Annotated in this window: 11 protein-coding genes; 4 read left to right on the top strand and 7 right to left on the bottom strand. The window is 61.7% G+C overall.

Going from position 1 to position 13,756, the window contains the following annotated elements; all coding sequences use genetic code 11:
• The first annotated feature begins 118 nt into the window (after positions 1 to 118).
• The gene (locus tag ACOOFN_RS09065) at positions 119 to 1,324 is read left to right on the top strand and encodes an NAD-dependent epimerase/dehydratase family protein (RefSeq protein ID WP_420430827.1); all 1,206 of its coding nucleotides are present in this window, start codon (positions 119 to 121) and stop codon (positions 1,322 to 1,324) included.
• Here the strand turns inward: ACOOFN_RS09065 and ACOOFN_RS09060 are convergent.
• Positions 1,321 to 2,007: a sulfotransferase gene (locus tag ACOOFN_RS09060; RefSeq protein ID WP_420430826.1), complete on the bottom strand. Its 687-nt coding sequence runs from the start codon at positions 2,005 to 2,007 to the stop codon at positions 1,321 to 1,323. The genes ACOOFN_RS09065 and ACOOFN_RS09060 overlap by 4 nt on opposite strands.
• A gap of 5 nt (positions 2,008 to 2,012) precedes the next feature.
• Positions 2,013 to 3,176, bottom strand: a complete 1,164-nt coding sequence (argE, locus tag ACOOFN_RS09055; protein ID WP_420430825.1) for an acetylornithine deacetylase — start codon at positions 3,174 to 3,176, stop codon at positions 2,013 to 2,015.
• Positions 3,177 to 3,303: 127 nt separating this feature from the next.
• Between argE and ACOOFN_RS09050 the strand changes: the two genes are divergently transcribed.
• Entirely contained in the window at positions 3,304 to 4,851 is a 1,548-nt protein-coding gene (locus tag ACOOFN_RS09050) for a pilus assembly protein TadG-related protein (protein ID WP_420430824.1), read from the top strand.
• Between the two features lie 107 nt (positions 4,852 to 4,958).
• Positions 4,959 to 6,443 carry a pilus assembly protein TadG-related protein gene (locus ACOOFN_RS09045; protein WP_420430823.1) on the top strand — a complete coding sequence of 495 codons (1,485 nt, stop codon included), beginning with the start codon at positions 4,959 to 4,961 and terminating at the stop codon, positions 6,441 to 6,443.
• Here ACOOFN_RS09045 and ACOOFN_RS09040 read toward each other — a convergent pair.
• The 3 genes from ACOOFN_RS09040 to ACOOFN_RS09030 form a co-directional block, all read right to left on the bottom strand.
• Entirely contained in the window at positions 6,440 to 7,066 is a 627-nt protein-coding gene (locus ACOOFN_RS09040; RefSeq protein ID WP_420430822.1) for an FKBP-type peptidyl-prolyl cis-trans isomerase, read from the bottom strand. The genes ACOOFN_RS09045 and ACOOFN_RS09040 overlap by 4 nt on opposite strands.
• A gap of 37 nt (positions 7,067 to 7,103) precedes the next feature.
• Complete coding sequence (locus tag ACOOFN_RS09035) at positions 7,104 to 7,613, bottom strand: SRPBCC family protein (RefSeq protein WP_420430821.1); 510 nt, start codon at positions 7,611 to 7,613, stop codon at positions 7,104 to 7,106.
• A gap of 79 nt (positions 7,614 to 7,692) precedes the next feature.
• Positions 7,693 to 8,106: a hypothetical protein gene (locus ACOOFN_RS09030; RefSeq protein WP_420430820.1), complete on the bottom strand. Its 414-nt coding sequence runs from the start codon at positions 8,104 to 8,106 to the stop codon at positions 7,693 to 7,695.
• A gap of 115 nt (positions 8,107 to 8,221) precedes the next feature.
• Here ACOOFN_RS09030 and ACOOFN_RS09025 point away from each other — a divergent pair, with 115 nt between their 5' ends.
• Positions 8,222 to 8,860, top strand: coding sequence for a TetR/AcrR family transcriptional regulator (locus ACOOFN_RS09025; RefSeq protein WP_420430819.1), 639 nt, complete (start codon positions 8,222 to 8,224; stop codon positions 8,858 to 8,860).
• Here ACOOFN_RS09025 and ACOOFN_RS09020 read toward each other — a convergent pair.
• On the bottom strand, positions 8,857 to 11,712 hold the full coding sequence (locus ACOOFN_RS09020; protein WP_420430818.1) for a M16 family metallopeptidase: 2,856 nt from the start codon (positions 11,710 to 11,712) through the stop codon (positions 8,857 to 8,859). The genes ACOOFN_RS09025 and ACOOFN_RS09020 overlap by 4 nt on opposite strands.
• 88 nt (positions 11,713 to 11,800) lie before the next feature.
• Positions 11,801 to 13,657: a dipeptide ABC transporter ATP-binding protein gene (locus ACOOFN_RS09015; protein ID WP_420430817.1), complete on the bottom strand. Its 1,857-nt coding sequence runs from the start codon at positions 13,655 to 13,657 to the stop codon at positions 11,801 to 11,803.
• Positions 13,658 to 13,756: the final 99 nt, after the last annotated feature.

The following is a 13,756-nucleotide window of genomic DNA, read 5'->3' as shown; positions in this document are numbered from 1 at the left end:
GTTTGCGTTGTTTGCGTTATCCTACCTGCTGGAATAATGAAGCAAAGCCTTGTCATCAGGCTTCCGCCTTGCGAGAAGGCTCGGCAAATTATCCCCCGAACAAGTCCAGGTGTGAACAATGAAGGTGATCGTACTCGGCGGCGACGGATTTTGCGGTTGGCCCACGGCCCTCCATCTGTCCAATCTCGGCCATGATGTCGTGATCGTTGATAATCTTTCGCGGCGCAAGATCGACGTTGAACTCGAGGTCGACAGCCTGACCCCGATCCAGCCCATGAGCGTCCGCCTGGCGGCCTGGAAAGAGGTGTCTGGCAAGGACATGCGCTTTGTCGATCTTAATGTCGGGAAGGAATACCAGGAATTGCTCGACCTCATCACTGAGGAGCGCCCGGACGCCATCGTGCATTTCGCCGAACAACGCGCCGCGCCCTATTCGATGAAGACCGCGCGCCACAAGCGCTACACCGTCGACAACAATCTGAACGCCACCAATGACGTGCTCGCGGCGATCGTCGAATCAGGCCTCGACATCCACCTTGTCCACTTGGGCACGATGGGCGTCTACGGTTACGGTACCGCCGGCATGAAAATCCCGGAAGGCTATCTGCGCGTTACCGTCGACACGCCGCAGGGGCCGGTCCAGCAGGACATTCTCTACCCGGCCAATCCGGGCTCGATCTATCATATGACGAAGACGCAGGACGCGCTCTTCTTCCATTTCTACAACAAGAATGACGGGATCAAGATTACTGATCTCCACCAGGGCATTGTCTGGGGCACCCAGACCGACGAGACCCGCAAGGACGCACGCCTGATCAACCGTTTCGACTATGACGGCGATTATGGCACCGTGCTCAACCGCTTCCTGATGCAGGCCGCCATCGGTCACCCGCTGACCGTGCACGGCACCGGCGGCCAGACCCGCGCCTTCATCCACATCCAGGACACGGTGCGTTGCATCGAACTGGCGCTGAAGAACCGTCCGAAACCGGGCGACCGGGTTCACATCATGAACCAGATGACCGAGACCCACCGGGTGCGCGAACTCGCCGACATCATCTCGCAGATGACCGGTGTCGAGATCGCCAACCTGCCGAATCCGCGCAATGAAGCCGACGAGAACGATCTCCATGTCGAGAACGAGACCTTCCTGTCGCTCGGCCTGGACCCGATCACGCTCGAGGCGGGCCTGCTGGAAGAAGTCACGGAAATCGCCAAGAAGTATGCCGATCGCTGCGACCGCACCAAGGTCGTGTCGGTGTCCTACTGGAACAAGGACCGCGAGGCGGCCCAGAAAGACGCCAAACTGAAGGCGGTGTCCTAGAGCGCACCCTGGTTCGGCCAGCCCGGATCGGTCGGGCTGCCATGGCCGCGCTCCGGGTAGCAAAACGCGATCGCAGCCTCGACCTGTTCGCGCTCCGGTGACAGACCGCAGAATGCCACCAGCTGCTCGACGAACAATTCCGGCCGCACCAGTGTTTTCTCGTAGCTGACCATCGCCGCCGGCTGGCGCGATGCAGCGAGACACTGGCTGCAACGTTCATAGAGTTTCAGCGTGTCATCGAGCGCGTCAATCAACAGCCGATCCGTCAGCATGTGCACGCGCTGCGCCGCGGCCTGCGGGTCGCGAAATACTGCGATCAGCCGCGGCGCCGGCAGGTCGGCCTCGATGTGCGGCGCATAGAAAGCGCCGTGCGGATCCTTCCAACCCCAAGGCTCTGCCGATTGCCCCCGTTTGGCGATCACCGGGCGCATGCGGTCCAGCGCCGCAGCCAGGTCGGGGCTGGTCGGGTCGGCGAGTTCGCCAACGGGACCGCGAGCATCCTGGATGTCCAGATCCTCGTTATTGCCCTGCCCCTGCCGCGCACCCATGTCGACGCCGAGCAGGCGAAGCGCGCCGGCAACCATCGACGTCCCGCCGCGGGGCGCTCCGAACACGAAGATACCGCGCCCCGGCTCCGCTGGTGCGGGATTGATCGTCAGCAAGGGCTCGGATCGTTCATACATGCCGGTCAGTCCATCAGGTGGCCGGGCAACTTGCCCAGGAAGGCAAGGCACGCCTCCAATTGCGAAATATCGACGAATTCGTCGGGCTTGTGAGCCTGCTCGATGTAACCCGGTCCACAAACGACGGTCGACAGGCCGGCGCTCTGGAACTGACCGGCCTCCGTGCCGAACGAGACAAAGCGCTGTGCATTATCGCCGGTCAACTGCCGTGCGAGTTCCTCCGCCGGGCTGTTCGCCTCGGGACGCAGCGGTGGCGCATCGGAGCGCTGGATCACCTCGACACGCGCTGACGGAGCATGACGGCGCATCCTGGCCTCCTCCTCCGCCGCGCGCTGGCGCAGCCGATCGCCAACCGCATGCGCATCGTCCCACGGGGCCGGGCGCATCAAGCTTTCAAACCACGCCGTCCTCGCCAGGATGTTGGCCGCCGTGCCACCGCCCATCTCGCCGATGGTGATCGTGCCATAGGGTGGATCGAAGGGACTGTCGGCAGGCGCCGCCTCGCGCCAGGCAGCACCGGCCTCGACTAGAAACTGCATCAGCGGCACGGCATGGGTGACGGCACACGCGCCGTTCTCCACCTTCGAGGAATGCGCTTCCAGCCCTTCGACCTCGACGCGTACCGAATAGAGCCCCTTGTGGCCCGTCACCACCGTCATGCCGGTCGGTTCACCGATGATGGCAATGCGCGGTTGGGGTCCGGAAGCCGTCATCTCGCGGATCATCGCCGGCGCGCCGAGGCAGCCCACCTCCTCGTCATACGAAAAAGCAAAATGCACCGGCCGCTTGAGGTTCTGTGTCGCATAAGTCTTGGCCATTACCAGCGCGCAGGCGATGAAGCCTTTCATGTCGCATGTGCCGCGGCCATAGAGGCGCCCGTCCCTTTCCGTCATGACGAAGGGATCGGTCGACCAATCCTGCCCATCGACCGGCACGACATCCGTATGGCCGGACAGCACCACGCCGCCATCGGCCTCCGGTCCGAGGATCGCATGCAAATTGGCCTTGGTGCCCGCCGCATTGCCAATGCGGACGCAGCGCGCGCCAAGCGCGGACAGGCGTTGTTCAAGATAACCGATCAGGCGCAGATTGCTGTCGCGCGACACGGTCGCCATGGCGATCAGGTCGGCGAGGCAGTCTTTCACCTCTGTCAGATGTTGCGCGGTCACGATCGGGCTCCGGATACTGAGCATTCCCTAGCCCGCCATTAACCCGCGGGAAACCCTGATCTTCCACGTGATTTTAAGAGGTTTCGGGCACATTCCGCGCAGGAATGGTGAATGAAGGCCTGCGAAATTGAAGAACATTCTCGCAAATCTGACCCGCTTATTGCGGCACAAGGGTGGCAATGTCGCCACCATATTCTCGCTCGCTCTGGTCCCGATTTCGGTGATGGGCGGCGGCGCCGTCGACTTTGCCCAGGCCATGAATGCGCGCGGTCGTTTGGCGGAAGCGCTCGACGCCGCTGCACTGGCCGTCGGTTCGCAAACCACCTTGTCCGTCCGGGACGCCGAAGCGCTCGCGATGGACTTCATCACAGCCAATTACCCGTCCCAAGAGATCGGAAATGTGCACTCGGTGACGGTCTCGCTCGACGACCAGAACGGCATTGTCACAGTAACCGGTCAGTCGCGCGTCGACACCACTTTGCTCGGCATTATGGGCATGGACTATATCAATGTGGACTGGACGTCCGAAGTCCGGCGGGCAAACCAGAATCTCGAACTCGTCATGGTGCTCGACAATACCGGGTCGATGCGCGGCTCGAAAATCGCATCGTTGCGCGATTCCGCGGCCCTGCTCACCGACATTCTGTTTGCCGGGGCAAGCGAGCCGGATGATGTCCGCATCGGACTCGTTCCCTTCGCGGCCACGGTCAATGTCGGGCGGCAATTCGAGAGGGCTTGGTGGCTCGACCCGAATGCCGAAAGTCCGCTTCACGCGCAATGGGCGGGCGGCGCTCGGGAAGTCAGGACGTGCCGCGGCCGCGGTCGACGCCGCACCTGTACCACCGAGATGGTCACCCCCAATACCTGGGACATGTTCGACACCCTTCGCTTCGAGCGATGGGAGGGTTGCGTCGAGGCGCGTGCCGTTCCACTCGATATCGAGGATGTCGCACCGGTGCGCAACAATCCGGAAACCCTCTTCCTGCCGTTTTTCGCACCGGACGAGCCCGACATTTCAAACTTCCGAAACAGCTATCTCAGAGATGGCGTGGGCGGCAGCATTCTCGAGCGCCTTGCCAACCTCACCAAATACAATAATGGCCGGCCGCGTAATGGCGGCCCCAATAACGGCTGTACGACCACGCCTGTGACCCCGATGACCGGCGATCGCCGGATTGTGGAGGGTGCAATCGCCGCAATGGGTGCAAGCGGCTACACAAACATTCCGAACGGGATTGCCTGGGGTCTTCGTTTGCTGTCACCGCAAGAACCTTTTACCGAAGGCGTGGCATACGGTGATCGCAGTACCATCAAGGCCATGGTCATCCTCACTGACGGCCAGAATGTTCTCAGCGGCCACAACTCAGCTCTGATGTCCCGTTACAATGCATATGGCTACATTGCCCACGGTCGCTTGGGTGTGCGGACGTCATCGAGCAGCCGCCTTTCCGCGGCACTCGACGATCGCACCGCGGCAGCCTGCGCCTATGCCCGCGAACAGGGCATCCGGGTCTACACCATCACCTTCCAGGTCCGCTCTTCCCAGACGCGCCGCATGATGGAGGATTGCGCCTCGCATCCCAGCCTGTATTTCGACAGCCCGTCCAACGAGGCGCTCGAGCAGGCCTTCGAAGTGATCGCTGGCGACCTCTCAAATCTGCGAATTTCCCGATAGCCAACCGAATTCCGGAGACGGAAACTTAACCCTGCCCACGGCTTTCGCGTGAGCGCCGTCTGTTTTCGACCGATCTTGTCCTGTGAATTCAGCGCAAGGCAGGAAAGATGGCGCGCAAATGGATCCGATCCTTCAGCAGTGACACGGGCGGCAATGTCGCCATGCTGTTCTCGCTCATGCTGCTGCCCATCGTGGTGATGGGCGGCGGTGCGGTCGACCTCAACATGGCGATCAATGCCCGCGGCCGTCTCGCCGAAGCCCTCGACGCCGCGGCGCTCGCCGTCGGAGCAGCACCAAACCTGCCGCCGGAAGACGCCGAAGCGCTGGCACAGGCCATTATTGCCGCCAATTACCCGCAGCGCGAATTCGGCGATCTCGGCACCATCGATATCGATATCGACGATCTCAATGACATCATAACGGTTGCCGGCACATCGAGCGTCCAGACGGCGTTTCTCGGCCTGATCGGAATCGATTACCTGACCGTTGGCTGGGAAAGCGAGGTGCAACGCGCCCGAACGGCGCTGGAACTCGTCATGGTGCTCGACAATACCGGCTCGATGTCCGGGTCCAAGATCGCTGCCCTGCGCGATGCGGCCCTTCTCTTGACGGAAATCCTGCATGAAAACGCCGCAGAGCCGGGGCTCCTCGAGATCGGGCTGGTACCGTTTTCCTCGACCGTGAATGTCGGCACTGAACATGAGCGGGCCTGGTGGCTCGATCCGGACGCTCTTTCGCCAGATCATTCGAACAATTTCGACCCCCCTGCCAATCGCTGGGATGTCATCGATTCGATGCTCTACGAAGCCTGGGATGGTTGCGTCGAAGCCCGCGCAATCCCCCTCGACATCGAGGATGTCGAACCCGATCCCGGCGCGCCGGAAACCCTGTTCCTGCCCTACTTCGCTCCCGACGAGCCGACCGGCGTCTCCGGCTTTTCGAACAGCTACATGTCCGACCAGATGGGCGGCAGCGACCTGTTCGCCCGCTTGGCGAACTCCGCCAAATACGCAGGCGTGAATCCTTGGGGCTGGGCGTCTAATTGGGGTTGTACCGCGCGGCCGGTCACGCCGCTGACGTCCGACCGGTCGATGATCGACGACGCCATCTCGGACATGATCGCGAGCGGCACCACCAACATCCCGATCGGCGTGTCCTGGGGCGTCCGCCTGCTCTCACCGCAGGAGCCGTTTACGGAAGGCAATCCCTGGGACGACGATGACAACATCAAGGCGATGGTGATCCTCACCGACGGCCAGAATGTCATCAACGGCCGGGGCAATTTCAACTATTCGGACTATTCCGGATACGGCTATGTCCGCGAAGGTCGGCTCGGCGTCATCACGTCCAGCTCCTGGGCCTTGCGCAACGCCCTGAATGAGCGGACCGGTGCCGCATGCGCCTACGCCCGCGCGCAGGGCATCCGCGTTTACACGATCACTTTCCAGGTCAGCTCGTCGACGACGCGGGACATGATGCGCGAATGCGCCTCGCACCCGAGCCTCTATTTCGACAGCCCGTCGAACGAGGCACTGCACAATGCCTTCGAAATGATCGCCGGCGATCTCACCAATCTGCGCCTGTCGCGCTAACCGTCCTCGCAGCCGCCGTCTTCACGGCCCGGCAGGCAGATCAGCTCCATGCGGAAATACAGGGTCTGGTTCGGCCCGATCGGTCCGCCCGGTGTGCCGCGCTCGCCATAGGCGAGATCCGGCGGAATGAAGAGTTCCCACTCCTCGCCGGTTCGCATCAGGCCAAGCGCCTCGACCCAACCGGCGATCAGCCGGTCCGACGGAAAGTCGGCCGGTGCACCACGCTGATAGGAGGAATCGAAGGTCTCGCCGAACGTGCTCTGCCCTTCATAGTGGACGCGCACGATCTCTCCGCTTTCCGGCGTCGGCGCATCGTCGCCTGCCGCCCGCAGCACCCGGATGTGCAGACCCGACGGCAGGGCATACACGCAGCGTTGAAAGCCAGCGCGTTCTAGATAGAGCTCACCTATCAGCGCATTGCGCTGCGCCGCGCTCGGATTGCCACCGAATTCGAAATCGCCGGCATCGACCATCGGCTCATCGCCATAATCCTCGACATCGCACTGCCGCGCCGCCGCCACGACCGATTCGGCACTCCCCGGATCTTCCGGTACAGGCGGGCCGGACGGCCCGCTGGTGCACGCGGCCAGGACGAAGGCACTGCAGAGGGCGGGAAGGCGCATGGCTATCTCCATTCAAGCGTTCGGAGCAGATCGCAGCCTATTCGGACGCAGGCGTCAATGCCTCCGACATCAGCGTCAGGACCGCGGGCCAGTTCTCCTGGAAATAGGCATAGGCATCATCCCATTCGCCGCCGACACCCCAGCCGGAATGGGTCAACGTTACGCGCGTCGTGGTGTCATTGACGGGTTCGAGCTCGACGGTAAGCGGCGTCAGGTGCGGCCGCACCTCCGGCAGGTAGGGCGGCAAAGCCCATGTGATGGTCAGCATGCGGTTTTCCTGAAAGCCGAGCACCGTCGTGCCTTCCGAGCCGCGCTGGCCTTCCGGCGCATCCGGCAGGAAATAGACCTCGTAACGACCGCCTGGCCGCAAATCGATCTCCGCCGCAGGTGCGAAGAAGGAGAGGCCCTCTTCGGTGGTCCAGAGCTGCCAGACCTCCGTGGGACTGGCCTCGACCTCGACCGAGCTCACAATGATCCGGTCGGTTGCTGTCGCTGGCGCGGACAGGCCGAAAGCGGCGGCAGTTATTGCCATAATCAATCGCAGCATGAGAACACTTCCTGACTGGTTTCCCTTCGTGAACGCTAGCCGACGCCACGCGTCCGGGCGAGGAGAATATCTTTGATGGCTATGATTTCGCGACGAGCCGGTCGGCCACGAACGCTGCGGCGATGGCCCCGGCAATAGCCGGCAGGCCACTGACGATACCGGACCCGATGGTCGGCATGACCGGCAATGTCGACCAGCCCGGCAGGATGGCATACTGACCGATGATCACGACCCAAAGCCCGACACCGACATAAAGCCCACGTCGCAGCCAGCCGGAACCGGTCCAGCCGCGCAAAAGGAAAGCGGTCGCGGCCGCCGAGAAAATGAGGAAGCCGGCAATCATCGACGGAAAGGCGGACCCGTCTGTCGCCGGACGCAGCATTTCGCCCAGGCCGTCGCCGAACATCGGCACGATGAGCAATGCCGCCGCCGCGCCGCTCAACATGAAACACACGATAAAGAAGGTCAGAAAGACCGCTCCCGAACGCATCATGAGATCCCTCCCTGAATTGGCCGGACTTGATTTCCGGCTGGATCTCCCACATCTAGACACTGTCTAGATTGAATGTCAATCGACCTCCGCCACGAATCGGCGGGAGATAGAGGTCATGGCGAAAATGAAGGAAAAACCGCGCGGCAAGGACCGCTACCATCATGGCGATCTGCGGGCCGCACTGTTGAAAGCCGCGGATCATCTGATCGCGACGCGGGGAACCGGTGCTGTTTCATTGCGTGAAGTCGCACGCGAAGCCGGTGTGAGCCATGGTGCCCCGGCCCACCATTTTGACAACAAGTCGGGGCTCATGATCGCCCTGGCACGCGATGGCTGGGAGCGGATGATCCAGGCCATCCTCGACGGAATTGATCGCGACAAGCCGGCCAACGGTCCGGATCTGCTGGAATGCGTCGGTTCGGCCTATGTGCATTTCGCGGTCGCCAATCCGGGCCGGTTCGAGGTGATGTTCCGGCGTGATCTCTATGACCTGTCGGACGCGGGTTATCTCGCCTCGGGCGAGAGTTCCTGGGTGTTTCTGTCCGACACCATCAAGCAGTGTATCGAGGAAAACTTCGCCGCGCCGGAAGACAATGAAATCCTGTCCGTCATTGCCTGGTCGATGGTCCACGGCCTGTCGACGCTCTGGATCTCCGGCCGCCTGAAATCGCGCTTCCGCGACAGCGATATCACCGCGTTGAACAAGGCGGCCAACCGGAAGCTGACCGACCTCATGTTCCCGAAGCGGCCCTAGCGTTCGGTGTTGGGCACGATGCTGACACGATAAGCCGCGTCGGCTGCGAGATAGCGCCGGGCGAGTTCGACAATCTCTTCCAGCTCGATATCGGAATAATCGTCCGTGATGGTCCGGATCCGGTCGAGGCGCTCGGGATAGGTCCACGAATTCGCCAGCCAGGCGAGCCACGTGCTGTTGTTCTCGAACGCATTCTGGAGCCGCTCGACCAGCGGCTGCCTTGCCCGCAACAGCTCATCGTCGCTGATCTCGCCGTTCGCCATGTCCGCCGCGATCAGATCGATCGCCTCATAGACCCGGTCGATATTCTCCACCCGGATGTCGGCACCAACGAACAGATATCCGTAATCAGGATGATAAAAGCTCTCCACGTTCGACGATTGCGCCGAATAGGTGAAGGCTTCGCCTTCGCGCAATGTCTCGGTGAGCTTCAGATCCAGCACCGCCCGCAGCAGCCGCAGCGTGCGCGAACGACGAATGTCGCTGTCGTCCGTGGTCGGCCAGTAGACATTCACCAGGGCCTGATCCTCGCCACCATTGTGCGTCAGCACAATCGGTTCCTCGGTCGGCTCCGGAAACGCCAGCGTGCGATTCTCGTCATATTCCGGCCAGCTCGCTGCCCGATCCGGCAGCGCCCCGAATGTCGCCGCGATGGCGTCCAGAACGGCGGCCTCCTCAAAATCACCAACCACCGTGATCTCGACCGGGGCGCGTTCCAGCGCCGGGCTGACAAAGGCACGGACATCGTCGAGATCCACGGCCATCGCTTCGGCTTCCGTGGGGAAGCCGTAGCGGTCATCGCCGGACCGCAGCATTCGGGTCACATCGCGCGTGCGCACGCCTGCAGGCGTTGATCCGAGATTGCGCCGGATTTCCGGTAGCTGCGCACGGAACTGGGCCAGGCTTTCCTCACGGAATCCGGGCGCCGTCATGTAGGCTGCGAGCAATTGCATCTGAAGCTCGAAATCGGCTTGCGTTGTCGCCGCCGAAAGCGAGAACGCTCCCGTACCCACATTGAAGCTTCCACCGACATTGCGGCCGGCAAGAATGCGCTGCAATTCATCGATCGAATGGGCTTCCAGGCCGCCGGAAGCAAAAACGCTGCTTGCCACGCTATCGACGACCGGGACCGCCCGCGGTTCGAGATCGCCGCGTCCGAAATTGACGTTGATCCGGATCGTGTCGGTCTCAAAATCCGTCTGCTTCAGCGTCACGCGGACATTGTTTTCAAACACGATGCGCGTCAGGCCGAGGTCCTCGATCTCGGAGCGGTCCGCAATCTCGCCAGGCACACCGAAATCCTCATATGCCCAGGCGTCCAGCTCGACATCGTCCATCGCTTCGACATCGGTTGCGAGGCTGGCCTGCCAGACCTCGGCAACCCGTTCCTCCGCATTCTCGATGTCCAGTGAGGTCGCGAGGAAGACCAGCGGGCCATTGCCGCTCCACTGTTCCCGGAACGCTGCATTGACGGCGTCCAGCGTGATCCGGTCCTCGACCGCATTGAAGCGCGCAAGTGCATCGGCCGGATGGCTGAACACGGATTCATATCGCCACGAGCTCCACAACGCATTGGCAAGCGCCGCGGAATTGCGCGTATCGGCTTGCTCTGCGCCGGTTTCCAGCGCCGTCCGCAAATTGGTCAATTGTTCATCGAGTTCCAACTGCGTGAACCCGTGCTGCAGGGCGCGTCGCAATTCCTGCTCGACAAGGGCCAGCCCTTCCTCCCAGCGATCCGGCTGCGCGACGCCCAGCACGCTGGCGCGCGCCGCAAAACCGTACTCATCCGTCGTGTAGCTGGCACCGCCCTGTAGTAATGGCGACGTGCCGGAATTGATGATTGTCGTGAACCGCCGGGTCAGAATCGACGCGCCGAGTGAATCCAGCAAGCCGTCAAATCGGGACGCCGCCGTGTCCGGTTCTATCGTGTCCGGCTGGATCGATTCCACCGTCAGCACGGTGAAGAATTCCGGATCGTGAAAATACCCCGTCGCGAACCCGCGATCGGTATCCACGGCACCGGCAGGGATATCAGATGCTTCGATGCCGGCGCCTTCCCAGTCCGAGAAGCGCGCAGCGATTTCCGCCTCGATGGCATCGACATCAACGTCGCCGACGATCGAAATGAAGGCACGGTCCGGCGTGTAATAGAGGTCGTAATAGCGCGCGAAGGCATCACGCGGCGCATTGCTGATGACCTCGGGCAGGCCGATTGCGTCGCGTTGCGCCATGAGCGATCCCGGATAGCGGAATTCGGCGAGCGCATTGCTCCAGCGCCGGATCGGCGTGTTGCGCACCCGCTCTTCCGACAGGATGATGTCGCGCTCCCGGTCGATGGCCTCGATCTCGAGCGTCAGATTGGAGGCGGTCTCGCGCATCAGGAACAGGCCGGTATTCAGCGTCTCCTCATCCGTTTCAGGCATGTCGAGCTGATAGACGACGTATTCGCGGCTGGTGCCGGCATTTGTATCCGGCCCGAATTCCAGGCCGTAGCGCTCCAGCAGGGCGACCATTTCGCCTTCAGGCACGTTTTCCGATCCATTGAAGGCCATGTGTTCGATGAAGTGCGCGAGCCCGCGCTGATCATCGTCCTCGACCAGCGAGCCGACATTGAAGGCCATCCGGATCGAAGCCGTATCTGGAGGCGTGTCATTCGCCATGATGGCATAGCGCAGGCCGTTCTCGAGCTGCCCGTATCTGACCGCGGAATCCGGGGCAATATCGCTTCGGTCGTGCGCAAATCCGTCGCCCTGCAATGCCAGCGCTGTCGCCGCTGTCATCGATACGATCATCGCCACGGCGGCCAGCGCGGTGACGGACTTGAGCACGGCGGAAACGCGAAGTCGGAACATGGGAAATCCTTGCAAGGCTTTTGCGGCGCGCGAACCTAACGGCATCGCACGGCAGAACGAAATGAATAAAAGGTCAGGAAGACGACGACTAGGTATCGCCGGCGAGCACGGTTTCGATCGGATCGTGCTCGGCCACGAAATGGCCGGGGGCTACTTCGATCAGTTTCGGCTTGTACTGCTCGGCATCGGGATCATCGACCAGTTTCGACTTCAGGAAACGTAACTGCGCCCGCGGATCCATCGGGGATGGCAAATCACCCTCCAGCTGCAATCGCTTGCGCGACTTCTCGATGGCCGGGTCGGGAATCGGCACGGCTGAGATCAGCGCCTGGGTATAGGGATGGCGCGCATCGTCATAGATCTGTCCGCGATCGGCGAGCTCTACCACGCGGCCGAGATACAGCACCATCACGCGGTGAGACACTTCGCGCACGACCGAAAGATCGTGCGAGATGAAGATCATCGACAGGTCCATCTCCTTTTGAAGCGAGATCAGAAGGTCGATGATCTGCGCCTGGATGGACACGTCGAGCGCCGACACTGCTTCGTCGCAAATGACCAGTTTCGGCCCAAGGATCATCGCCCGGGCGATCCCGACACGTTGATTCTGACCGCCCGACAATTCGTGCGGGTAGCGATTGATCATGTTGGGATCGAGCCCGACTTTCTCCATCATTTCGCGCACGCGATTCTGCCGCTGCGAACGCGTCATGCGGTTTTCATACGTCAGCATGGGTTCGGCGATGGACGCGCCAATCGTCATCCTCGGATCCAGCGAGGCCAGCGGGTCCTGAAACACGATCTGCAGGTCGCGGCGCGACTTGCGAAGCATGCGCTTGCTGACGCTCGTCAGATCCCGCCCCAACCAGCTGACCACGCCTTCTGTGGTCGGAACAAGCTGCAATACCGCCCGCGCAAGCGTCGACTTGCCGCATCCCGATTCACCGACAACGCCCAGCGTCTCGCCTTTGCGCAGCTCGAACGATACGCCATCGACGGCCTTCAGTGGCTTGCGTTTCGGGAACAGCCCGCCACCGACCGTGATCGGAAAGTGCACCTTGACGTCCTCAACATCGAGCAGCGCATCTTCTTCCGGACGTTCGATATAGGCGGGAAGCGCTTTATGCCCGGGCTTGTCAGGCTGGTCGATGCGCGGCATCGCATCGAGCAGCATGCGAGTGTATTCGTGTTGCGGTTTGTGGAAGATCTCGTCTGCCGTCCCGCTTTCGACATACCTGCCGTGGCGCATGACCTCGACCCGGTCCGCCATGCGAGCCACGACGCCCATATCGTGCGTGATAAGCGCAATTGCGGCCCCGGTTTCACGCTTGAGATCGTCCATGATGTCAAGAACCTGGGCCTGAACCGTCACGTCCAGAGCAGTCGTCGGTTCGTCAGCAATCAGCAGGTCCGGTTCGCACAGCATCGACATGGCAATCATGACCCGCTGGCGCATGCCGCCGGAAAGCTCGTGCGGATACTGCCGCAGTCGGCGTTTCGCTTCGGGGATACGGACGCGTTCCAGCCAGTCGAGTGTGCGCTTGTCGGCAGCTTCGCCGTGCAATTTCATATGCTTCTTCAGGACTTCGCGCATCTGATCGCCGACCAACATGTGCGGGGTCAGGGATGTTAGCGGATCCTGAAAAATCATCGTCATCGACTTACCGCGAATCCGGTTCAGCTTGCCCGGCGACAGGTTCAGGATTTCCTGGCCGCGATACTTGATCGATCCCGTGGACCGACCGTTCGAAGCCAGGAGGCCCATCGCCGCTAGGAATGTCTGGCTTTTGCCCGATCCGGATTCGCCGACCACAGCCAGGCATTCACCAGGCTGGATTTCGAGACCGATTCCTCGCACGGCTTCGACCTCGCCATCTGGCGTCGAAAAAGTCACGGCGAGATCCTCGACAGAGAGAATCGGCTGGCTTCGATCAGGCTGGGCCACGCACGGGGTCCTCACGGCTGCTAAGCGGTCGGAGGATACTGTTCGGCATCTATTTGACCAGCGTCGAAATCAGGCGAGTAGCAGCAATGAGAACAGGGT

This window comes from Hyphobacterium sp., assembly GCF_965217055.1.
GTDB lineage: Bacteria > Pseudomonadota > Alphaproteobacteria > Caulobacterales > Maricaulaceae > Hyphobacterium.
Note: the sequence above shows the minus strand (reverse complement) of the source record. Positions and strands in the feature narration are given on the sequence as shown.